This window comes from Sporosarcina sp. P7 (assembly GCF_002743425.1).
In the GTDB taxonomy this organism is placed as follows: Bacteria; Bacillota; Bacilli; order Bacillales_A; family Planococcaceae; genus Sporosarcina.
This window is the reverse complement of the sequence record NZ_PDZF01000007.1, coordinates 1-24,068: the sequence shown is the minus strand read 5'-3', so window position 1 is coordinate 24,068 and position 24,068 is coordinate 1. Positions and strand designations below refer to the sequence as shown.

Here is a 24,068-nt window from a genome sequence, read left to right as displayed (position 1 = left end):
GAAAAAAGTGGAGACATAGTTGAATAAATTCAAAACCTTCGAAAAAGTGAACCCTTCTACACTTTGTGAACGTATGAATAGTGGAGTGATGTTTGATCTGTATACGATTTATTTCAAGGAATAATGAAATACAACTGAAATACAAAATGTAGATATAAAAACGACTAGGGGGATTTCAAATGGAAGTACATCAGGCTACGATTTCGGATTTGGAAGGTGTAGCAAAATTATTCAATGCATACCGCGTGTACTACAAACAACCGTCAGATGTGGAGGGCGCAAGAAATTATATAAAAGAACGTCTGGAAAATAAAGAATCTGTAGTATTTGTGGTGAAGAACGATCGAAAGTACGTCGGTTTCACACAACTGTATCCCACTTTTTCATCCATTTCGATGAAAAAATCTTGGATACTAAATGATATGTATGTAGATCCAGAAGCCCGAAAACAAGGAATCGGTCAAACGCTTTTACAAAAGGCGGAAGACTATGCCCGTGAAACAGGCGCAAAAAGTATTGTGTTGGAGACGGCACCAGATAACTACACGGCTCAAAAACTATATGAGAAAAACGGGTATGAACGCGATACACAATTTTATCATTATGAATTAAGCTTATCCTACTAGGTAAATGATTAGTTCTTTCGTTAACAGGTGGGGGCCTAGTATATAGAATCTGGTCTTAAGTTGTTAGAAGATTAGAGAGGTGGATAGTTGATGACATATAAATGGAAAACAGAAAATTTCATATTTGATAGCTTGTTCGAAGCGGATGTTTGGGCCGACTCAATAGCGAATGAAATGTATGCAAAACTGTACGATGGCTATGAAACGTCTGATTATAAAATAGCGTATGCTTTAGTTTTTAGACTTGCGGAGATAAAAGATTTTAGGGTGATTACAGAAAGGTCAATAGACGATACATATAAAGTTTGGGTAATGCCTTCCAAGAATGTAATCAGACTCCCGAATGAATGAAAGGCTATTCTATCAACGAATGTAATTCTTCAATTAGAGAGGAAGTCATATAAATGGATCACGCTAAAAATAGGTCCGAAAAAAGCACACAGAGTTCCATAACCAAAGACATGATAGGTGTATTTTCTTCATTTACGTTCGTTTGTTTTGCTATCATCTTTGCCCTTTTGGTTTACGATATACTTACCATACAAAATCTACTGTCGTTTGATCGGCCAATGGAATCTTTCATGATTTTAGGTGTTTCATCTATTGCCTTATTGCTATTCGGGGTCATCTTGACTTTTACTATGCCATCGAATTATATCGATGGTACCAATCATACATACCAAGATGATTCACTACCAAGGATTTTTACTTTTATGTTTATAGCAGCATTGTTTGAAGAAACATTATTTAGGGGCATCATTCAAAATGTACTTTTCTTATATACATCCCACGAGTGGCTGGCCATTCTATTAACGACCGGATTATTTTTGGTCTTTCATATCCAATATTTTAAAAAGCCCATTATGTTATTGAATATCAGCGTTCCGAGCGTAGTTTTTGGTTGGATCTATTTTAAGACCAATAATCTGCTAGTACCGATATTTGTTCATTTCATCATGAATATTGGGATGACGATCTTATTTAAATACAATTTAATACGCTTTAAGAAATGAACACACTATTTACGGGTCGGAGTATATATATACATAACAACGAACATATTATAGGTAAAAGTAAGCCGGCCAATTTCTCAATAGAATTACATAATTAAGTCATCTAGGAGGAATGAACATACATATACAGCATATCCATCCGCTATCAACCGACAATAAGAAATGGACTGCCATTCAAAACTGTTTAAAAGAAAAGATAAGCTTGGATAATAGATTGACTGCTACGGATATCCAGTTCATTGCGGGAGTGGATGTAGCTTACTGGGAAGATGAAGGAATTGAATGGGGTGTTTGTAGCATCGCCGTCATGGACTATGCGACAAGGGCGGTGATTGAAGAAACACATAGCACCGGAATGGTCGTAGTCCCTTATATACCAGGGTATTTGGCATTTCGGGAACTTCCCCTAGTGATTGAAGCGGCCAAAAAGCTTACACATACGCCAGATTTATTTATGTTTGATGGCAATGGCTATTTGCATCCGCGGCATATGGGAATCGCAACGCATGCTTCTTTCTTTCTAAATAAACCAACGATCGGCATCGCCAAAAGTTACTTGAAAATAGCCGATGCCGATTTTGAATTGCCTAAAAATAGGGCGGGCTCTTTTGCGGATATCATCATACATAACAAGATATACGGCAGAGTTTTACGGACACATCAAGATGTAAAACCTATATTTGTTTCATGTGGGAACTATATAGACTTACGAACAGCCACTACTATCACGGAGGAATTAATAAATAGCGAAAGTCGATTACCCATACCGGTAAGGCTGGCAGATTTGGCCACAAAGAAAAACAGAAGACAGCTACGGGACAATAAATAAGATACTTTTATTAATAAGAAAAAGCCATCTCCTCCACAAACGGAGAGAATGACTTTCTTTCATACATCGCAAAACTACGTATTACAGTTTTGCCCAACGTTCCTCTAACCAACTCATAAATTCTACACCTTTGTCGCCTTCATACGCATCAAAGACATCTACACGCATACGTTTTAATTTATCCGCAAAGTCTGCCACAGTATGGTCCTTCGGCAGGCTCTTTTTCACGCGAAGGAAGATTTTGTCTGTGTTTTTGATAATATCAAAACGTGCAGGTGATGGCTTCTCTACGTCTTCGCCAAAAGCCATAAGTGCTTCATAGGCTGCTACTTGCACCTGGCGGACAGTATCACGCTGCATACGATTTTTTAATAAATCTATGACTTTGTCATGTTGATAATCCGATAATATGTTGACTGCTTCCAAACGCTCTCGCCAACTAGACGTATAATTGGCCTGTTTCTTTAATGTTTCATACTGCTCAGGTAATGCTGTTTCAAACTGTTTCAAGTAAGTGCACCTCTTTTTTTTACTAAAGGAAGAATGGATTCTTCTTCTGCTTTTCTTATTATACGTTGTCTGGGTGAAAATAGCGATGGATTGCTGGTTAGGGTGGGTAGGGAAAGTGGAAACAGATTATATTGAGGTGAATTGCATTGGGGCGACTATTCTGGGAGATGGGTTCGACTCCCGCTGTCTCCATATGCCAATTTCATATGATTTTAAACAGTTTCAACCAGTACGAGAACCCTTGTAAATGAACTGCACCTCAATTATTAAGCATGCGATTCCTGCTATCCAACAAGTATATGATTATTGGCTTTTTACCCGAAATATAAAGAAGCAGGTTGATATACTAGTAAGCCTTGTGTCGGTGTTCGTCTAAGGGAAGAACTGGTCTGCCGAGTTGAAGCTGAGACCTGTATTAGACTTCTAATTTAGGTGTTGTTATAATTTGAAAGAGAAATAGAGAATGGCTATACATTCATTTAAAGTTTGACATAGCCAATTCGACATAAAAAGAAAACGAAGTTACCGATTGCATTTATAGTCGAGTATTACTGGTGCGTTGTTTACAATCGCCGCAGTAAGTACACCAGGGCTTCATGTCGACATTAGAAATTAGATCAGGAGGAATTAAGCATGAACCCAGTTGAAATTGAAGCAGCAGTCTCTGAGTTGGTAATACAGCCTTTTGATAAGGAGGAGTTCCCATTTACCTTTCTGCGGGCGTTCGGGAACAAAGAGACGACAATCAGGCGCCTGCGCTCGGGCGAATCGAATAAGTCTGATATGGGCGGCGTCCTACAGACGAACAATATCCATATCGCAATCGCTAAACCTGGGGAAGTAACCAAGACCTTTTCCACACTTAAAGAGAGTAAGGCAACGACCAGGGCAAAAGCACGCTACATCCTCGCTACTGATGGGGAATACTTTGAAGCCGAGGAGTTAGGTTCGGGTGAGACGGTTGCCTGTGCTTATAAGAATTTTCCAGATCACTTTGGATTTTTCTTGCAGCTTGCAGGAATTACGACCGTAAAGCAGGTACGCGATAGCTCTTTCGATATCAGGGCAACGGGCCGGTTGAATCGACTCTATGTCGAGCTATTGAAAGACAACCCTCAATGGGGAACGGCTGAACGGAGCCACGAGATGAACCAATTTATGGCACGGCTGATCTTCTGCTTTTTTGCTGAGGACACCGGCATTTTCAGCGGTCGAGGTCTGTTCACCGACACTATCGATCAAATGAGTGCCCGGGATGCATCAAACATGCATGAAGTAATTAGCGAAATCTTCCGTGCCATGAACACAAAGATTGATGACCGTACAAATGCAAAATTAGCACGTTGGGCCGACGCATTCCCTTATGTTAACGGTGGACTCTTCTCAGGAAGTGTAGATGTGCCAAGGTTTAGCAAAATCGCCCGCTCTTACATCCTACACGTCGGTAAATTGGACTGGACAAAGATAAATCCAGACATCTTTGGCTCTATGATTCAAGCAGTGGCGGACGAAGAGGAACGTGGAGCGTTGGGAATGCATTATACAAGTGTGCCCAATATCCTAAAGGTACTTAATCCGCTGTTCTTGGATGATTTACGAGCACAGCTTGAAGCAGCGGGAGACAGCCATCGAATGTTGCTCAACTTGCGCAAGCGTATGTCAAGAATAAGGATTTTTGATCCTGCTTGTGGCTCAGGTAACTTCCTCGTCATCGCTTATAAGCAGATGCGGGAGATTGAAAACATAATTAATGAGCGACGAGGTGAACACGGGCGTAAGAGTGATATACCATTGACCAATTTTCGTGGAATTGAACTTCGCCATTTTTCGGCTGGAATTGCCCGCCTTGCTCTCATTATTGCAGAATTCCAATGTGACGTTCTTTATCGAGGAATGACACTAGCTCTGACCGAATTTTTACCGCTATCAGCGGATAACTGGATTACTTGTGGCAATGCTCTCCGATTGGACTGGCTAAGTATCTGTCCACCGACTGGAATAGGCGTGAATTTTAACGCCGATGACCTTTTCAACACACCATTAGAACAAGCAGAGATTGACTTTGAAAATGAGGGCGGAGAGACATATATATGCGGTAACCCGCCATATTTAGGGAGTAAGTGGCAATCGGATGCGCAAAAGGCAGACCTAGAAGCCATCTTTGGTAGCAGAAAAATGAGCTGGAAGTCCCTTGATTATGTCGCAGGCTGGTTCATGAAAGCTGCGGAATACGGTATAAGAACTGATGCGATTTCGGCTTTTGTATCTACAAACTCGATTTGCCAAGGTTTACAGGTACCTATCCTTTGGCCAGCAATCTTTGATACTGGCCACCAAATCGTTTTTGCTCACACTTCATTTAAATGGTCGAATTTGGCGAGCAATAACGCTGGTGTAACCGTGGTTATTGTTGGAATTGGAACAAAACCACAGCCAGTCCGTCGATTATTCAACGTGGGGGAAAATGAATCTGTTATAGAGAGACAGGTTGATTATATTAATGCGTACCTTACCACTGGTCGAGTTAACCCGGTCACCCAATCCCGTAGGCCCATATCGGAAACTTCGCCGATGCTGTTCGGGAATATGCCGAGAGATGGAGGAGCATTCGTTATAAATGGGGAAGAGAGAGAGAGGGTGCTGAGGCAGTTCCCTGAAATATCGAAATTTATTCGTCTATATATAGGATCAGAACAAATGATTCAAGGAAAGCCTAGATGGTGTATTTGGATTGATGATAAAGATGCTGATTACGCGAGTGAGCACCCTTATTTAAAAACAGTTATAGATAAAGTCAGAGCTTTCCGATTGAGAAGTTCAGCAAAATCTACTCGTGATTTCGCTGCCCGTCCACATCGTTTTGTACAGATTGCGGGAACAGCAAAGAAGTATTCGCTTGTTGTTGCGAAGGTTTCATCCGAAAGAAGACCATACTTGCCAGTTGACTTGGTGGACGACAATGTAATTGTTAGCGACCTACTGTTTGCTTTATATGATGCCCCCCTGTGGAATATGGCATTAATTGCCTCCCGGATGCATCTCGTTTGGATTTCGATTGTGTGTGGTAAGCTGAAGACGGATTTTAGATATTCAAATACTATCGGTTGGAATACATTTCCTGTCCCTAAATTAACGCAAAAGAACAAAAATGACCTGACGCGTTGTGCAGAAGAAATTCTTTTGGCAAGGGAACATCATTACCCAAAAACAATTGCTGAGTTATATGATCCTGATTCAATGCCCGATGACCTGCGTAATGCACATTTACGAAACGATGAAACGTTAGAAAGAATATATATAGGACGTCAGTTCAAGAATGATACAGAGCGACTGGAAAAGTTATTTGAGCTTTATTCAAAAATGACTAACTAAGGACTTATGAAAGAGCAAACGAGAATAAATACGGTCTGATAATGGGGTGTTAAATTGAGTTTAACTAGTTTTTTACATTACGATAAGAACATGCCAACTACAATTTCCGAAATAAAGCGACTTCATGATCAAGTGAGGACAAGAGATTTCCTTGGTGTGTATGCTTATGCCACACAATCAGGGGTTGCAACCTTTGACCTTGAGTTGGGACAGGCCTTTTGGAATGACACACCATCAAGATGGCTGTTTGGTATTGATTATGGCAGAACGCAACCACAAGCACTTCGATTTATATATGAACAGCGAAATTCTGATATTCGCATATATGACGGTGACTGGGTTGTAAATCAGAAAGGTTTTGTCCCGCGACGTGATTTCCATGCGAAAATGGCGTTGTTGCAAAATCCTGATGCTAATCTGTATGGGATGGTAGTTGGATCGGGGAACTTTTCCTCAAATGGACTTCGTAATAGCATCGAAGCGGGAGCTGTAATCTGCACCAAAACCGCCAGCCAATTTGGTTATTCTCTAGAGTCAAGTATTGAATTGGCCGAATCACTTTGGCTGACAGCTACTCCGGTAGCCGATATTTTGAATGAATATGAGGAGAGCTGGAATGCCTCGTTATCCAGAAAAGTGTCCGAAAGTTTATTGAAAGGCGGCAATATTCATAGTGAAATAGAGATTTTTTGGATTGAGGCCGGTTATGTAACAAAGAATCGTGGACCGAACAGGCCCGGCAATCAAATTGATTTTCCAAGGGGGATGTCGAGATATTTTGGGTTTAATCCTCCTACTGATTTGCAACCTAATACCGTGATAGGAAATATTAAATTTGAAACACCTATTGGAAAGGTAATTGCATACAATTTGCGACTTGGTAACAATATGATGGAGAAAATAACTTTGCCCATTCCAGAATTGTATGGATTCACTATTTATGACGGAAAAATTCTGGTGTTTCAGCGATCTGAAGAGAATTTTGTATTACGAGCTTTAGAAATGGATGACTTTGAAACGGCTTTCGGAGACAGATTATCAGAGGTAAAAGTGATGGGGAGTGGTAGGCGTTATGGACACATTTCCTAACATACCATCTATAGATCCATTGAAGAAGTGTAGGGAAGAGGTAATGCCCCAATGAAGAGTAATAAGCAGCCCAGCTATGTTCCATCTATTTCTGTAAATTATGAACGTAATAGTAGTGCAATGAAGTTTAATGAATTTGGCATGCGCCAAATGCAGGAACGTGCTTACGAGCGGCGCGGAGAACAGTACTTACTAATATCAAGTCGCCCCCGGCATCAGGAAAGAGCCGAGCCCTGATGTTCATCGCTTTAGACAAGCTCCAGAATCAAGGGCTAAAGCAGGTTATCATTGTGGTGCCTGAAAAATCGATTGGTTCGAGCTTCAACGACGAACCCCTTAGTCAGTTTGGCTTTTGGGCCGACTGGAGCGTCGAGCCAAAGTGGAATCTATGTAACTCGCCAGGCACTGATAATGGTGGTAAGGTAAATACATTAGGCGCGTTCCTTGAAAGCGACGATAAGGTATTGGTCTGTACTCACGCTACCTTCCGTTTCGCTGTAGATAAATTCGGAGTGGAGAAGTTTGACAATCGGCTGATTGCCGTGGATGAGTTCCACCACGTTTCAGCTAATCCTGAAAATAAACTCGGTTTACATCTTGGGCAGTTTATTGCTCGTAATCGGGTTCATATCGTAGCGATGACAGGTTCCTACTTTCGAGGTGATTCGGAGGCAGTTTTAGATCCTAATGATGAGTCGAAGTTTGATACTGTCACATACACTTATTACGAGCAACTTAATGGCTACGAGTACCTGAAACAACTCGATATTGGCTATTACTTCTATTCAGGTTCGTATACTGATGACATACTCAAGGTGCTTGAACCGTCCGAGAAAACCATTATTCACATTCCGAACGTCAATTCGCGCGAGAGCACGAAGGATAAGATCAGGGAGGTCGAATACATCATTGATGAACTTGGTGAATGGCAGGGTACTGATCCAGCGACTGGTTTCCAGATAGTCAAGACGGAAGATGGTCAACTACTCCGGATTGCCGACCTGGTAAATGACGATCCGACCAAGCGCGATCGGGTATCTGCCGCGCTAAAAGATCCTGCACATAAGAACAACCGTGATCACGTTGACATTATCATTGCCCTGGGCATGGCTAAGGAAGGCTTCGATTGGATTTGGTGTGAGCACGCACTAACGATAGGCTATCGGGCTAGTCTAACTGAAGTAATACAAATTATTGGTCGGGCGACACGTGATGCACCAGGAAAAACCCGTGCCCGTTTCACCAACCTGATTGCTGAACTAGACGCATCCGAGCAGGCAGTTACCGAAGCCGTTAACGATACTTTGAAGGCAATTGCCGCCAGTTTGTTGATGGAGCAAGTCCTTGCGCCACGCTTCGAGTTTAAGACGAAGAATCCAGAGAATGGTCCTATGCAAGGGTTCGACTATGGCAACGAAGGTTATGACACAGTTAAATGCAATGTCGGCTTCAACCATGAAACAGGACAGCTACAGATAGAGATCGCGGGTCTATCTGAACCCAAGAGCGAAGAAGCAGCACGCATTTGTCGAGAGGATTTGACGGAAGTGATCGCATCATTTGTACAGGACAAAGAAACCATCGAGCGCGGCTTATTTGACAGCGAAATGGTGGCAGAGGAGTTGACCCAGGTTTATATGGGTAAGATCATCAAGGATAAATACCCCGACCTTGATATAGAGGATCAGGAGGCTGTACGGCAGTACGCAGTTGCTGCCCTCAATATGACGCAACTGGCCAAGCAAACTGTGCTTGCCAGTACAAAGAACAGTAGCGAGACAGTTTCAAACACCGCATTTATTGACGGGTTACGTAAGTTTGCGATGGATGTGCGAGAACTAGATATCGATCTCATCGACAGTATTAATCCATTCAGCGAGGCATACGCAATCCTTGCAAAAGCAATTAGCGAGAACAGTTTGAAACAGGTTGCAGCTGTGATTTCGAGTAAGCGTATAAAAATTTCTTATGATGAATCAAGGTCGCTGGCTGAACGGGCTTTACGATTCAAAAAGGAACGCGGAAGACTACCGGACATAAAGGCGCAAGACCCATGGGAGAAGCGCATGGCCGAAGGCATAGCTGCTTTGAGGCACTATCGCATGCAGCAGAAAGTTGCAGAAGTCGGTGGAGGGGATATAAATGACTAATCTTTCTGATGATGATCTTCTTGATGCGCTTGGTCTGGATCAGGAGTTAGCGAAAACAAGCTCTTACTCGACACGCGAGGAACACATTATTGCTGGATTTGAGGAAATACAGCGATTTATGGATCGGTATGGTCGCGCCCCACAGCATGGTGAAGAGAATGATGTCTTTGAAAGGCTGTACGCCGTGCGTCTCGATCGCATGCGTAAACAAGAGGAATGTCGGATTCTTCTTGAATCACTCGATTATCAAGGATTACTGAACAAGAATGAGGTTATTTCAGTTGACTCAATGGGATCGTTAGATGACGATGATCTGCTCGCAGAACTTGAAGGAGAGGCTGAACCTTCCAGCATTACAGAACTATGCCATGTCCGCCCAAGAGCTGAAATACGGGTAGCCGAAGAAATAGCCAAACGCGAGAAGTGTGGGGACTTTGGTCGCTTCCAGCCGTTGTTTGAGCAGGTTCAGAATGAACTTAATTCTGGCGTTCGTCAAACGCGGTTATTTGGTAAGGATGCTGGTATCAATACAGGTAATTTTTTCGTTTTAGGTGGACAGCTTGTCTATGTGGCTGAGAAGGGGGAGGAATTGAAAGCGCCGAATGGCCATCCTGATGCCCGGCTTAAAGTCATCTACTCAAACGGTACCGAAAGTAACCTTCTACTCAGGTCTTTACAGCGCGCGCTGTACAAAGATGAGGCTGGGCGTCGCTTGACCGAGCCTGATTATGGACCTTTATTTAGCGCAAACTGGGATGAAGACGATGTCGAAAGTGGTACTATCTACGTCCTACGTAGCCTGTCCAATCATCCTTTTATTGCAGAGAATCATAAACTGATTCATAAGATAGGTGTTACAGGTAGCAAAGTTGAATCTCGTATCGCTAATGCATCCCTTGACGCTACCTACCTGCTGGCGGATGTCGAAGTTGTCGCTAGTTATAAATTAGCTGGCATCAACCGCACTCGGCTGGAAAGTATATTCCACCGTATTTTTGCATCTGCTCAACTCAACTTAACTATCCATGATCGCTTTGGTAATCCCGTACGGCCTAAGGAATGGTTCCTAGTACCGCTTTATGTGATTGACGAAGCGGTTAGTCGTATTCTTGATGGATCGATTACCAATGTGGCTTATGATCCTAAGACGGCAAGTTTGGTGCAACTTACTAAATAGAGTTGAGATGATTAGATATTGTACTCGGAAAGATAATATTCTGAAATGTCAATTCAAACAGTGGGATTTCTAATACAGCAGTAAAACGTTGTGGAACCTTGCCTCCGAATGTTCTTTTTAACTAAACCGATGCTAAAGCCGATGTTAAAGATTCTTAAAATGTTTAACAAAGAGCTGTGAGTGTTGGCGTGAAGGTATTCTTGAAGACACTAGGTCGACTTCCACCGCCTCCACAACTCACCGGAAAACATAACTAAAGAAGTCTGAGCAGATTGTCAATGTAACAAAGGAGCCGAATCATTAAGTAGAATAAGTGACATTGAAGTCGAACTTCTCACTTTGACAGGTTATTCTTCATAAACGGTTCCACTCATTTCAGATCAATGAGTGGAACCGTTTTTTCTTGAATCCTGTAAAAATCCATTATTCTCTATTCAAATACCAAAAAATTTCATAACACATAAGTTTACTGCTTTTCGGCAACATCAACTAAACCTTATATTAATCCAATCAAAAGATAAATAGCAGTTCCCCAAATAAACAAAGCCGAACACTTGTTTAATATATTCATCAAGTTTCCAGTAGTGTCCAGCTTTTTTAACACTGAACCTGCAATCATTAATCCGAAGAACCAACCCCAAGCTACTGCAATACAACCGATTGTGAAATATACTTGATCCTGCCCCACATATTTTAACGCGCTAGTCCCGATCACTCCTACAGTATCCAAGATGGCATGAGGATTTAATAAAGAAACGGATAAAGCAAACATGATTTGCTGGCGGATGGGTAACGCGTTATTCGATTCATTTGCTTTTGGTTTTGTATTCCAAATGGATAGCCCCATATACAGTAAAAATAATACGCCTACGAGGACTAAGCTAAATCGCAGCCATTCAAATTGCAAGACAATAGTAGATAGTCCAAATACAGCCAATACGATTAAAAAAGTATCGCAAAGTGCGGCTGTAATCGTCGCCGGAAATGCTTGGAGAACTCTCGGCTGTGTAGCACCTTGTGAAAACACAAATACATTTTGAACACCTAGTGGTAAAATTAAGCCAAATGCCAAAATAATACCATGAATTGCAGCCTCCATTCATACCACATCCTATCAATTTCTATTCTATTATTATAAGCTAAAAGAAAACGCGCAATTGGTGAGTTTTATTTCCGTACAATTTATGCCTGATCCCTGGAAAGGAGAGAGTACATGAATCCAGGTGAACTACTATACTTTTTTGCAATGGGGTTTGTCATAGTAATGGTGAGTGTAGTTCTTTGGCTTATTTTCAGAAAGCGAAAAAAGCTAGCCATCACGTTATCTAGCACACTTATCATAGGGTATATAGGATATATTCTCTACTATCCTACTTTGAAAACGAATGATCATGCGGAAGCCTATAAGACCGTTAGTGAGTATCTGGAAAAAAGCTATCCGGATAGGGAATTCAGAATTTCCCCGAAACAGTATGAGGCAGGACATGTAGTTGGTGATTTTCAAGTACATGATATAGAAACACCTAAGTTTGGTGTGATGTTGCGTGTTGGTAAAGACGATCAGGTAACACAAGTAGGCGGTTGGTCAGATTACGGGTATCCGACACCACAGGAACTTTGGCGGGAAATCGAATTTACGTATGGTGAGGCGTATACATTAGATAAGGAAAGTATAGACATCGTTAAACAAGATGAATGGTTGGATGGCGAACTCATAGCCTTTGCGTTAACGATCAATGACTTGCCTGCCATTGCGCTCTTTAATTACTCAAAAGAAGGGTATGGGTTAGTAGAATTACGGGAAGGTGAGCGTGAGGATTTCGTTGCTTTTGAAAAAGAGGGGTATATATTTGTTTATGCAGATGAACAGTATCAAGGAAAAACAGTCTCAACCAATTTGGAAAATGGTAAAGAATTCATTGTGAATGTTGATCAGCAAAAAGGGCGATTAATTGTTGAGAAACAACAGTGATTTGTGGTGCCAGGTCGTGCAACGAATGAACTGGGTGAGTGAAGTGTGGAAACGGTTCGGGTCTAGTTAGTTTAGAATTAACGGACTTAGTAGATTCGATAATGCTCGTGGACTCTTTAAAACAGGCATTACAGGATGCAACAGATAAAATTATTGGAAGAGGCATGACGAACTGCGAAGTGCTGTATTCAGATTTTACCGAAGACGTGCCAGAACTCAAGGCAAATATTGTGTTACTATCTGAAGTTCTTCTTCATATACCTGATACTAAATTAATTTTGCAATAGCTGCTTAGCATTTTACCTACTGATGGCCGCTAATTATTGTGGAATTTAACAAAAATGATCAAGTGAATCATTCGAAAATTCATAGTGGTTTTACGCCAACTACATGTAAGACCTTCTATCATGAGAAACAGATTTTTGCAAATCAAGATGCATCAATGTTTACATGCACTAGTAGAAAGTAACATTTTATATCAACCGGCTCGATTGCGTAGACCTCGCAATCGAGCCATTTTGAAAATAGGGAGGTAATGTACTGCCCACATTAAAACCTGCCATGACTTGCTGTAATAGCTGGTTACCATTCGACATCTTCTGGATGATTACATTAAAAAAAGTAATATATTTCGATATAGAAAATCTTTTATGTCGTATTTAACTTCGTCCTACATCAATTGTTAATATGTTTTCAAAATGTCTAAGTTGATTTAAGTAGTGTAGAGTGATACTATAAAATTAATTACAGACATTACGTGTCCTTAATAACTGTAATTAAAGTGTAATAGGAGGGGACGAGCTGGTTTAAACACTTCTAATTTTTTGAAAGATCTGAGCGGAAAACGGTATTATCTGATGGTAATAAACCTAGACATGCTGTGACAAATGAATTGCATGGTTTCATTACTAGGGATGGTATAATTCACGCAGAGTTAAGAAAAATTGTCGGCAAGGGACCTAGATGAATATCTCGTTGTTGAAATCAAGAGACAGCAAGTTATAAATGGAACTAAAAAGGATACAATCTTATTATCCTTGAAACAATTTTTTTATAAATAATAATAGATGAATTATAGATATAAACAATCTATAATATCTGTAAAATGGAGGAATAGTAAAATGAATCAAAAACTAATTAGGAAAATAACTAACTTAGAAAATATAAAGCGTGTCCCTGCCGAAGAACTTTTTCGGTTCATTTCACTTAATAAAGAGGATAAATTATTAGATCTTGGAGCTGGAGTTGGCTATATAAGTCTTCCGATTTCTAAGTATGTAGATGAGGTAACTGCACTTGATTTTGATGAAGATATTTTAAAATATTTGGAAACAAAAGCTGGAGAAAATGGAATTACTAATATTAAAACACTCGTATCAGATTTCAAAGATATACAACTACGTAACGAAATAGTTGATAAGGCTGTTGCTTCAATATCACTTCACGAAGTCAAACCACTTTCGCTTGCGTTAGACGAAATATATAGGGTCTTAAAAAATAAAGGCGTATTTCTTTGTATTGAATTAGAGAAGTCAGAGTTATCAAAAGGTCCGAGAGTTTCGTCAAAAGATATGAAAGAAAACGTTCTGAATGCCGGCTTTGATAACGTCGAGATTTTTTATCCTCAAATGAAAATGGTAAATGAAGCCGTTTATATAATTGTTGCACAAAAAAATAAATAATACGATATTGAACTAGTTGTATCATTTAGCATCATCGCTATATTGATTCACACGATGTGAATCAAATACGGAGGAGATATGTATTTTGCAGCTTATGGTGTCGCCCAACGCGTTATTGCCTTTGCTGTCATACCTATTAATGGGGTCATGCAAAGAATACATTGAAAAATTGACTATAGGCTTCCAATTGTACATTATAGATATTATGGATAGACGTTAATATGAAATAATATGATAAATGGGGTTAAAAAATGCAATTTGCAAAAAGTACTGATTATGCGCTGCACGCTTTAGTTCATTTGGCAATATCAGAGCAGGAAAACAAAATAGGAATTAAAGAATTAGCAGACATGTTAGATGTATCGGAGAGTTATTTGTCTAAAATCATGACTCAGTTGCGGAAAGATGGGCTTGTAAGAGCAGTCCCTGGTGTGAAAGGCGGGTATAAACTATCACGTTCAGCAAGTCAGATCACATTCTTAGATGTCATTTTATCTACTGAAGGCAGACAGTCAATGTTCAATTGTTCCAATTCGGATTCTAGACAACACACGTCAATGACAAATGAGAGCGATGAATTAAAGGAGAATCAACGCGTTTGTAGAATTAAAGAGGTCATGGATCAGGCTGAAAGTACCTTACATCAATTTTTGGTGAATCAAACCATACAATCTATTTTAGATAAGGCAAATAAAGACTGTAATAATCCTTTGCATAAAAAATAAGTGATTTATTGAATCAAAATTATTCTATCGAGCATGAATGTTGATCAATAAAACGGGAGAGTGAAGTATGGAAACGGAAAAACGAATGGAATTGGTTAACGTGATTGTGGAGGAAGTAAGACCATTATTACAAGGTAGTGAATCAAAAAAATTAGTCGACTATGGGAGTGGTTCGGGTCTAGTAAGTTTAGAATTAACGGACTTAGTAGATTCGATATTGCTCGTAGATTCTTCAAAACAGGCATTACGGGATGCAACAGATAAAATTATGGCAAGAGGCATTACGAACTGCGAAGTACTGTATTCAGATTTTACGGAAGACATGCCTGAACTTAAGGCAGATATCGTGTTACTCTCTTTAGTTCTTCTTCATATTCCCGACACTAAATTAATTTTGCAAAGGCTGTTTAGCATTTTACCTACTGATGGCCAGCTACTTATTGTGGATTTTGACAAAAATGATCAAGTGAATCATCCGAAAATTCATAGTGGGTTTTCGCATAATGAATTAAACAGCCTATTAACTGAAGTCGGATTTACTTCTATTACTTGTAAGACCTTCTATCATGGGAAACAGATTTTTGCGAATCAAGATGCATCGATGTTTATAGCTACTTGTAGAAAGTGAAATTTTATATCAACCGGCTTGATTGCGTAGACCTCGCAATCGAGCCGTTTTTAAAACATGATATAATGTACTATCAAAACTATGAAATAGAGATGACACATGTTGGTTAGGAGTGGTTTACATATTTAGAGGAAATCTGAAAAGGATATTAATGTCGTTATTAACCAATCCACTATTTATCATTGTATATTGGATTTTTTGTTATGAATTAGCTTTACTCTGTATGTATGGAAGAATAAATCATACTGTTTCTATTTTATTCATAACTACACTAGTTTTAATTTCCATAATTATATTTTCTATAATGAAAATGTTGAAAGGTAAGCAACTTGAACCCAAAAAATTGATTAATATGAAGGCATGGAAGTATGTTTCTATTGTAATGATCATGATTATAACAGTATTTTATGGAGTGAAGATTTATAAAAGTGCAACAAATTTCGGAGGCGAGCTTGCTTGGTTTATTGATAGATTAAAAAATGAAGCTTCAGTCGAGTTTGAACATAACAACATATATATGGATGAAGTAGAAGGAATTTTTACAGATATAAATAAAGAATATGCTTTGCCGAAGAAATTATATATGGAAAGTGATTTTCATCTTGAGTTTAATCAGGATGGGACCATCACATCTTTTGATACATTTGTTTATGGGAAAAATGCTGATGGGGAGGAAGAAAGTTACCTAATCACTTACGATCAAAATAAGGCGTCTACTATTACTGTAAGATTAAACGGACATCTAAATACAGATTATGATGAGGAAAAGCTAGTGGAACCTCTAATTAGAACGGTTAAGGTTATTCCAATTAAGCAGACGGTGGGTATGTGGAATGAACATACGTATGGGTTAGTTTATTATGGAAAAAGAAATTGGGGCTATAATACAGAGGGAATTATTAACATGGATGAGAATGGCGTGAAGCAGACTCCTACAAAAATCACAACTGAAATAATTGGATATACGGTATCTATTTTTGTTCCTGGAAAAGAGAAGGAGATCATACCTGCTAGATATAATGTACTTGGTGAACCGGATTGGAGTCAGTTAAATACGACTCAATCACAAGATAATTTTGAAGGAGATCGGCAAGAGATACTTACTACTGATGAACAGTTTTATCTTTCAATAGAAGTTGGTTATAGATTAGATGTTATAGATAAAGCATTAGGAAGTACTTTTTATTCACTTAGAAAGACTAGTGACGGTGGTGAAAATTGGGCAGTTATCAATCAAGATCCATTCAATGGAACAGTTGGTAGCGCAGCAGGAATAACTTTTATTAATGAGGAACTTGGATTTTTAAGGGCAGCAAGACCTTCTGGTACTGAAGGAGTACTATACCGCACAAATGATGGAGGGATATCTTTCGAAGAGGTAAGTTACGCCATGCAGGAAATGAAATTAGATAGTGGGCAATCTATAAAGCCATTTGATTTTCCAGGTCTGCCCTTTGAGAAAAATGGGGTTCTTAATATGTTAGTTGGGCAAGGATCAGATGGTGATTATAATGGTAATAGTAGTGGACTTTATCAATCAAATGATCATGGTGAAACTTGGGAATATGTAAAAGAGGTTGAAAGTAAATAGTTTTATAAAGTGGATATTAATCATTTAGAAATATAATTAGTGATGTATGGTACCAGGCTTGAAACTATTTGGAATTAATTCAGCGCCTGGTACCTAACACTATAAATGAATGTTTCAACAAGACTTCGTTTCATCGCGCATTACCATAAGTAGGAGTCTTCTTTACTCATAGAGTGTATCTTTCAATAGGGACCAAGAAAGTTAAATTGAACCACGATGATGATGGCCACTACTAATATTAATATTTCCGTTACAGTCAAAATCGATTGTTTCGGATCGTGAGTATACTTCCTTTCAAAAAAGGCTCTGATCAAATAATCCAGTATCGCAAAAGCCATGACGGCGAAGAAAAACCAATAAAGTAACTCCTCATCATAAAACAACAGCGCAGAATATAATGCGAGTAGGCTGATCATAGAAAGAATTCGCAATACTTTATCGATTTTTCGATGCGATTCATTTATATGATTAAAAGAAAAAACTTTTTTCTAAATTGTAATATTAAGTTAGCCACTAAATCTTTCGATTGCCTAAGTAAGCAACTTTCATGAAAGTTGCTTTAAGCTATTTTTGAATTGAGCTATTTTGTTATGGAACAGCTTATTCTATTATCTTTGTTCATCTTCTAATCCATAGTGTGAAAACAAATTATTATCAAAAATAGTTAGATAAATTTAAATTTACTAAATAGTATTGACAACTCACTTTTTTTGTACTAATATTTCCTTACTGTTAGCTGTTAACAGCTAACAGTAAACATTTAAAGCAAAAAGAATAATAAGTAAAGAGTAGGTGGATTAAAAATGGAAAAAAAGAAAATTGTCATGTTAAGTACTGGTGGAACAATCGCCAGTAAGAGAAACCCAGAAACCGGTTTGCTTACAGCAGGTGTTATGTCTGGAGAAGAACTATCAGAGATGTGTGATTTGCCTGAAACAATTACCGTGGATGTTCAGTCAGTATTTCAAATCCCAAGCAACCATATGAACTTTGAATATTTATACACACTTAAAGAGAAGATTGAAGAAGTATTTCAAGATGAGCAGGTCGATGGCATAGTGGTTACGCATGGTACGGATACTTTAGAAGAAACCGCTTACTTCTTGGATCTTGTCATTTCTGATGACCGTCCTGTAGTTATTACAGGTTCACAAAGAGGGCCAACTGTTATTGGAACGGACGCTTTTGTTAACTTAAGGCAATCCATTATCTTAGCAGCACATCCGGAAAGCCGTAGCTTGGGAACGATTGCTTTATTTAATGAGAGAATTTTCTCGGGTCGTTATATTCAAAAAAAGCATGCCTCAAATGTGGATGGGTTTACTTCTTTCGGATTTGGTTATTTAGGAATTGTGGATCAAGAGAAAGTCTCTTACTATCAAAAACCTATTCATAGAGAAACGTATGCGATTAACAATCCGTTGCCAACTATAGACCTTGTGAAATGTACGCTAGGATCAGATGGGAAATTTATTGACTGTGCTGCAGATTCGGGCTCGAAAGGAATCATCGTCGAGGCACCGGGCAGAGGGCACGCTCCTCCTTATATTTTAGACAGCGTGAAGCGAGCAGTTCAGAAAGGCGTTATTGTAATTCTGACCACTAGCGCGGAAGAGGGAGAAGTTAAGACCGTCTATGATTTCCCAGGTAGTGCATGGAGCTTGCAAAATGAAGGGGTTATTCTTGGTAGCGACTATGATGGGAAAAAGGCTAGAATTAAGCTGGCGGTATTATTAGCAGCGGGTGTTCGTATCGATAAAGAATATTTCGAAAAATGATGTTAAACGATAGAGCAGAGAGGAGAAGTAGAGGTTGACAATACAAATAGTGCAAGCACCGCCATTGTATTTACAAATTTACGAGGCAATTAGAGAAGATATTTTAACTGGTGCAATTAAAGCGGATGAACAAATTATTGAAGCGCAATTAGCCAAGAAGTTAAAAGTCAGTAGAGGTCCAATTAGAGAAGCGGTTGGGAAACTTGAACTGGAAGGTCTTCTTCTTCGAAAAAATGGTACTTTATTTGTTTATAAAACATCTAAGGAAGATCTGAAACAAATCTACCAATGTAGAATTGTTCTGGAATCACTCGCAGTCAGATTGTTAATTACGAATTGGACTGAAGAAGTTCATCAGGAATTGCAAGAACTATTTTGGGAAAAAGAAAAATTTATTAACGAACTTGAGAACCCTAATGAATCCGAAGACTTTAATAGAATGTGCTCAGCTTTCCACGATATAATTCTCATTGGTAGTAAAAATGAAAGATTGTATCAACAGACCAACCATCTGAGAAATTTAACACGGTTCTATAAAAGTTCCAAGCTTAGGGACGCAAGAAGAAGAGTCATTATCCACAAACAACATTTTGAAATATACAATGCAATGAAAGATCAAGATGCAGATAGAGCATCAATTTTAATGCAAGAACATATGGAAGACGATTTAGAATATTTGTTAAACAACATTTAAAATATGGAGGCAATTGCCATGAGGAAAATTGAAACGAAATTCTCGACACGTGACGGAGGACACTATGTCCCCGCCATGGAATTTAACGGTGTGTTATATATATCAGGACAATTGTCGATAAATCCAGAAACAGGAACTATACCTCAAGGCGGAGTGAAAGTGGAAGCTGCTCAGGCGCTTCGGAATCTAGAGTATGTACTGGAAGAAGCAGGATTAAAGAAAGATTCAATTATTATGTGCAGGGTTTACATACCTGATGTTAAGTTGTGGCCGGAGCTAAATGAAGTTTACTCGAATTTTTTTGGAGACCACAAGCCTGCGAGAGTAGTCGTCCCTTCAAATGACCTGTATAGTGGGTGTCTTGTGGAAATTGAAGCAATCGCTGCAATGGAGGAATCTAAATGAAATATAATGAGTTAGATACACCGGCTCTATTAATTAATCGAGACATTATGATGAAAAACCTTGGATTCATGCAACAGTATGCAAACGAAAACAAAGTAGGATTGCGCCCTCACACTAAAACTCATAAAATCCCGGAGATTGCTATTATTCAAGAAAAACTTGGAGCGAGGGGAATCACTGTTGCTAAATTGGGTGAGGCGGAAGTGATGGCCGAAAGTGGACTGCAGGACATTTTTATTGCCAACCAAGTAGTGGGGAGACAAAAAATAGAGCGGATCAGAGAGTTATCCGATACTATAGAAATTTCTTTTGGTATCGACGATCCGAGACAACTTCCGGATATCGAAGAAATCTTTGAAGGTTCCAAAAAGAAGGCGAAAGTCGTAATTGAAATCGAAGTAGGAGAAGAACGCTCAGGAATTATAGAAGAAAGTGATTTTATCATACTTCTGGATGAGTTAAAAAAGTGTAACAATATTGAACTTAAAGGTATCTTCTCTCATGATGGGCATTCTTATATGGCCGAAAACTTGGAAGAATGCAGAGATATATTTTACACCAGTGTTGCTAGAACACTTAGATTTTCAGAACTTGCCAGTGAAAATGGACTTCATCTAGAGGTGGTGAGTATTGGTTCTACACCTTCCTTACTTCAAGGCTATGACATACCTACCGGAGTGACAGAAATCAGACCTGGAACATATGTCTTTATGGACGCTTCACAGGCTAATGTAATTAATTCTTACGATCAATGTGCAGCTACAATATTAACTACAGTTATTAGTAAACCTACTCGTGAAAGAGTAATAACCGATGTCGGTGCGAAAGGGATTACTGCACAAACCAGAAGTAAAGGAATAACCAAAACTACTGGTTTAGGTTGCATTAAAGATTATGATGAAGTATATATTTACGATGTCTATGATGAGCATGCCATCATTTATAATGAAAAGTTTAGTAATGAAGTTAAAATAGGAGACAAAGTAGAGATCATTCCTAATCATATTTGTCCAGTATGTAATTTACATGAGAAAGCCTACTTAATTTCAGATGGCAAAGTAGTAGAGGAATATGAAGTCAAAGGCAGAGGGAAATTACAATAATTGAGAGATAGTGTCTGAATGAAAGCAGACACTATCGAAGACTTGTTTTTGTAAGCGATTACAGTCAGTGTGCGAATTATGGTCAGAATATTCTGAAGGGTAGTGGGGAAATGAATAGAATAGAAAATAGAGGCGCGAATGGGTTAGCTTTATTACCGTTATTAATATTTATCGGTCTTATGGTTGGAACAGGGATTATTTTAACAATTGCTGGAGTAGAAAAGCCGTTTCATCAGATACCGCCTTCTGCTGCATTATTCCTAGCGGTTATTTCAGCATTTGTCATCTACAAGGCCCCCATGGAAAAGAAAGTAGGATCCTTCATTTCGGGCTGTACAAATGAAAACATCGCAATTATGGTATTAACCGTATTACTGGCGGGTGCATTTGCTACTGTAGCGGGAGTCATGGGTGGAGTAGACTCCTTCGTGAATCTTTGCTTAACTTTCATGCCCACGTCTATTCTTATTGCCGGATTCTTTGTAATTTGTTCTCTAATGTCTTTGGCAACAGGATCATCAAGTGGAACTGTAGCAGCTTTGGCGCCAATCGCGTTTAGCATCGGACAAGTTGCGGATTTGAATATGGCCATGTTATTTGCTGCTGTGTTGGGAGGAGCATTCTTTGGAGATAATTTATCGATCATTTCTGATACTACAATCGTTGTAACAAGGGGTCAGGGAGTAGAAATGAGAGACAAGTTTCGTATTAACCTCTGGATTGCGCTACCAGCAGTAGTGGTAACTATTGCATTACTACTGGTATTTGGCGGACAGGCGACTTCCGCTCCGATAGAAATCGGCGAATATAATCTGATAAAAGTTATACCTTATTTCGTTGTTTTACTTTTTGCAGTATTGGGAATGAATGTATTTGCCGTGTTAACGAGCGGGATTGTACTTTCTGGAATTATCGGATTGTTCACTAGTGATTTAACCTTCTTGACATTCAATCAGGCAGTATTTGAAGGCTTTGAAGGAATGATTGAAATTGTAGTGTTGGCACTATTTATTGGCGGGCTTTCTCAAATGATGAAAGATGCTGGTGGCATTCAATTCATTATAGAGAAAGTAACAAAGAAGATTAATAGTCGGCAATCTGCTGAACTGGGGATTGCTGGAATGGTTGCACTGGCAGATGCTGCGATAGCGAATAACACAGCAGCTCTAATTGCAACAAACGATATCGCTAAAGAAATTACACATAAACACCGAGTAGACCCAAGAAGAACTGCTGCATTGATGGACATTTTCAGCAGCGTAGCACAAGGTCTTCTACCGTATGGTAATCAAATATTATTACTAGTAGGAATTGCGGGCGGTATTGTCTCTCCAATCGAGATTATTCCTTATATGTGGTATGTGATGCTACTTGGTTTATTTGCTGTTATATCCATCTACATTCCTTTTGCAGATCATACAATTAAAAAAACGCCATGGGTTTGGGAGGAAAATAGTAGAATAGACGATACAGAAACAAGTGTATTTTCAATCAATGACACGTCACTGGGAGATTTGAGTAATCCTGAAACGGCCGTGACAATACAAACAAAAGAAGATTAAGTATTATATCTCAGCTCGTCGCCATCTGTTGGCGATGAGCTTTTTAAACGCGAAGCTATGCGTTACGTTTTTCAAACAGAAATATTACTTTTATAGAAAAAACTTTTTCTTTACTTTTTCAATTTTAAGAAGCTTTCTTAAAAGAAACTTAACTAGTGAAATAAATGTCAAAACCAATACGACAATCAGTATAAATTTTATCCAAAACATACGACTCCTCCTTTTCCTTTCCTTCTACCCATCGGTATCCTTTCTTTCCATAATCATACCAAAAACATCCAAAATAACGAACAGGAAATTAAAAGCACCACCAAATAGAGTGTCTAGATCAACCGGATACTTGTAAATTTCGATTGTTATGTATCCTTAAACGGAAATTCCTCTATATACCCTATGAAGCCAGCAATATAAATCGAAGGGGAATTGGATATGCAGCCAATAGCTACTACGCAATATTTGAAAAAGACTATATTAGGGATGAAAAACGCTTGGCATGAATATTGTGATCGGAAATATTTTGTGTAATCTTGAAGTAAATAATCCATAACTAGCAGGGGGTGGAGTACTATATTTCCACTCCTTTTTTAGCGTATGTAAAATTTATTTTTAAAATCAGTATCCTTTTCTGAAAAACTCTCTATATGGAGTATGAGAAGTGCAAAGTGAGCACTCTACTACAACTTTTTTACAGGGGGAGAAACAAGATGAAATTATTAATTGATGAAGAGTCGATACCGCTACTACCGTCGCTCGTACACTTAGTGGGAATTAACGGAGCGTTATTTATGCAACAAGTGCATTTCCGATCGCTACTATCCAAAAACGTTCGAGATGGTCATAAGTGGATTCATAAAACGTATATAGACTGGACAAAAGAATTTACATTCTGGTCTTCGAACACGATTAGACGCATTATTTATGATCTTGAAAATAAAGGCTATCTCATTTCGACAGATCATCATAACCGGATGAAAATTGACAACACGAAATGGTACCGCATCGACTATACCCGATTGCCTGAAAGTGCATTCGAACATGGGCAAGTCACTTGCTCAGAACCGCCACGTGCACCTGTCGAAGTTGAGCAAGTCCACGTGGCGGAATTGGGCAAGCCAATAACTAAAGAACTTAAAGAATCTTTAAAAATAAAGAATAAAGACCA

At 39.0% G+C, this 24,068-nt stretch carries 21 protein-coding genes and 2 pseudogenes; 20 read left to right on the top strand and 3 right to left on the bottom strand.

Annotation, left to right across the window (positions count from 1 at the left end):
* Positions 1-179: 179 nt before the first annotated feature.
* From CSV60_RS08370 to CSV60_RS08355, 4 genes are all read left to right on the top strand, one after another.
* Positions 180-626, top strand: a complete 447-nt coding sequence (locus CSV60_RS08370) for a GNAT family N-acetyltransferase (protein ID WP_099636665.1) — start codon at positions 180-182, stop codon at positions 624-626.
* A gap of 90 nt (positions 627-716) precedes the next feature.
* Positions 717-977: a hypothetical protein gene (locus CSV60_RS08365; protein ID WP_099636664.1), complete on the top strand. Its 261-nt coding sequence runs from the start codon at positions 717-719 to the stop codon at positions 975-977.
* A 53-nt stretch (positions 978-1,030) separates the two neighbouring features.
* Entirely contained in the window at positions 1,031-1,639 is a 609-nt protein-coding gene (locus CSV60_RS08360) for a CPBP family intramembrane glutamic endopeptidase (RefSeq protein WP_099636663.1), read from the top strand.
* Between the two features lie 112 nt (positions 1,640-1,751).
* Entirely contained in the window at positions 1,752-2,468 is a 717-nt protein-coding gene (locus CSV60_RS08355) for an endonuclease V (RefSeq protein WP_099636662.1), read from the top strand.
* Positions 2,469-2,549: 81 nt separating this feature from the next.
* Here CSV60_RS08355 and CSV60_RS08350 read toward each other — a convergent pair whose 3' ends face one another.
* Entirely contained in the window at positions 2,550-2,978 is a 429-nt protein-coding gene (locus tag CSV60_RS08350; RefSeq protein WP_099636661.1) for a HEAT repeat domain-containing protein, read from the bottom strand.
* A 633-nt stretch (positions 2,979-3,611) separates the two neighbouring features.
* Here CSV60_RS08350 and CSV60_RS08345 point away from each other — a divergent pair.
* The 4 genes from CSV60_RS08345 (at position 3,612) to CSV60_RS08330 (ending at position 10,766) form a co-directional block, all read left to right on the top strand.
* On the top strand, positions 3,612-6,350 hold the full coding sequence (locus tag CSV60_RS08345) for a class I SAM-dependent DNA methyltransferase (protein WP_099636660.1): 2,739 nt from the start codon (positions 3,612-3,614) through the stop codon (positions 6,348-6,350).
* Between the two features lie 54 nt (positions 6,351-6,404).
* Entirely contained in the window at positions 6,405-7,439 is a 1,035-nt protein-coding gene (locus CSV60_RS08340) for a phospholipase D-like domain-containing protein (protein ID WP_099636659.1), read from the top strand.
* Positions 7,440-7,675: 236 nt separating this feature from the next.
* Positions 7,676-9,589: a DEAD/DEAH box helicase gene (locus CSV60_RS08335; RefSeq protein ID WP_233189584.1), complete on the top strand. Its 1,914-nt coding sequence runs from the start codon at positions 7,676-7,678 to the stop codon at positions 9,587-9,589.
* Positions 9,582-10,766, top strand: coding sequence for a GIY-YIG nuclease family protein (locus CSV60_RS08330; RefSeq protein WP_099636658.1), 1,185 nt, complete (start codon positions 9,582-9,584; stop codon positions 10,764-10,766). The genes CSV60_RS08335 and CSV60_RS08330 overlap by 8 nt, the downstream gene beginning before the upstream one ends.
* A gap of 496 nt (positions 10,767-11,262) precedes the next feature.
* Here the strand turns inward: CSV60_RS08330 and CSV60_RS08325 are convergent, their stop codons facing one another.
* On the bottom strand, positions 11,263-11,865 hold the full coding sequence (locus tag CSV60_RS08325) for a LysE/ArgO family amino acid transporter (protein ID WP_099636657.1): 603 nt from the start codon (positions 11,863-11,865) through the stop codon (positions 11,263-11,265).
* Positions 11,866-11,979: 114 nt separating this feature from the next.
* Between CSV60_RS08325 and CSV60_RS08320 the strand changes: the two genes are divergently transcribed.
* The 6 genes from CSV60_RS08320 to CSV60_RS08295 all read left to right on the top strand — a co-directional run bounded on the left by CSV60_RS08320 (position 11,980) and on the right by CSV60_RS08295 (position 17,364).
* Positions 11,980-12,738, top strand: coding sequence for a hypothetical protein (locus CSV60_RS08320; RefSeq protein ID WP_099636656.1), 759 nt, complete (start codon positions 11,980-11,982; stop codon positions 12,736-12,738).
* Positions 12,739-12,776: 38 nt separating this feature from the next.
* Entirely contained in the window at positions 12,777-13,025 is a 249-nt protein-coding gene (locus tag CSV60_RS16045; protein WP_233189583.1) for a methyltransferase domain-containing protein, read from the top strand.
* A gap of 834 nt (positions 13,026-13,859) precedes the next feature.
* Positions 13,860-14,420 carry a class I SAM-dependent methyltransferase gene (locus tag CSV60_RS08310; protein ID WP_099636654.1) on the top strand — a complete coding sequence of 187 codons (561 nt, stop codon included), beginning with the start codon at positions 13,860-13,862 and terminating at the stop codon, positions 14,418-14,420.
* Between the two features lie 251 nt (positions 14,421-14,671).
* On the top strand, positions 14,672-15,145 hold the full coding sequence (locus tag CSV60_RS08305; RefSeq protein WP_099636653.1) for an RrF2 family transcriptional regulator: 474 nt from the start codon (positions 14,672-14,674) through the stop codon (positions 15,143-15,145).
* Between the two features lie 67 nt (positions 15,146-15,212).
* Positions 15,213-15,773, top strand: coding sequence for a class I SAM-dependent methyltransferase (locus CSV60_RS08300; RefSeq protein WP_099636652.1), 561 nt, complete (start codon positions 15,213-15,215; stop codon positions 15,771-15,773).
* 151 nt (positions 15,774-15,924) lie between these two features.
* Complete coding sequence (locus tag CSV60_RS08295) at positions 15,925-17,364, top strand: WD40/YVTN/BNR-like repeat-containing protein (protein ID WP_099636651.1); 1,440 nt, start codon at positions 15,925-15,927, stop codon at positions 17,362-17,364.
* 182 nt (positions 17,365-17,546) lie between these two features.
* Here CSV60_RS08295 and CSV60_RS16250 read toward each other — a convergent pair.
* Positions 17,547-17,840: pseudogene (locus CSV60_RS16250) on the bottom strand (DUF4181 domain-containing protein); the annotation flags it as partial.
* Positions 17,841-18,167: 327 nt separating this feature from the next.
* Between CSV60_RS16250 and CSV60_RS08285 the strand changes: the two are divergent.
* The 6 genes and pseudogenes from CSV60_RS08285 to CSV60_RS08260 all read left to right on the top strand — a co-directional run.
* A complete protein-coding gene (locus CSV60_RS08285) occupies positions 18,168-19,142 on the top strand; it encodes an asparaginase (protein ID WP_099636649.1) in 975 nt (324 codons plus the stop codon).
* 34 nt (positions 19,143-19,176) lie between these two features.
* On the top strand, positions 19,177-19,836 hold the full coding sequence (locus tag CSV60_RS08280) for a GntR family transcriptional regulator (protein ID WP_099636648.1): 660 nt from the start codon (positions 19,177-19,179) through the stop codon (positions 19,834-19,836).
* Between the two features lie 18 nt (positions 19,837-19,854).
* Positions 19,855-20,241 carry a RidA family protein gene (locus CSV60_RS08275; protein ID WP_099636647.1) on the top strand — a complete coding sequence of 129 codons (387 nt, stop codon included), beginning with the start codon at positions 19,855-19,857 and terminating at the stop codon, positions 20,239-20,241.
* A complete protein-coding gene (locus tag CSV60_RS08270) occupies positions 20,238-21,344 on the top strand; it encodes an alanine racemase (RefSeq protein WP_099636646.1) in 1,107 nt (368 codons plus the stop codon). The genes CSV60_RS08275 and CSV60_RS08270 overlap by 4 nt, the downstream gene beginning before the upstream one ends.
* 110 nt (positions 21,345-21,454) lie before the next feature.
* A complete protein-coding gene (locus CSV60_RS08265; protein ID WP_199175264.1) occupies positions 21,455-22,906 on the top strand; it encodes a Na+/H+ antiporter NhaC family protein in 1,452 nt (483 codons plus the stop codon).
* Between the two features lie 704 nt (positions 22,907-23,610).
* A pseudogene (locus CSV60_RS08260) lies at positions 23,611-24,068 on the top strand (DnaD domain protein); the annotation flags it as partial.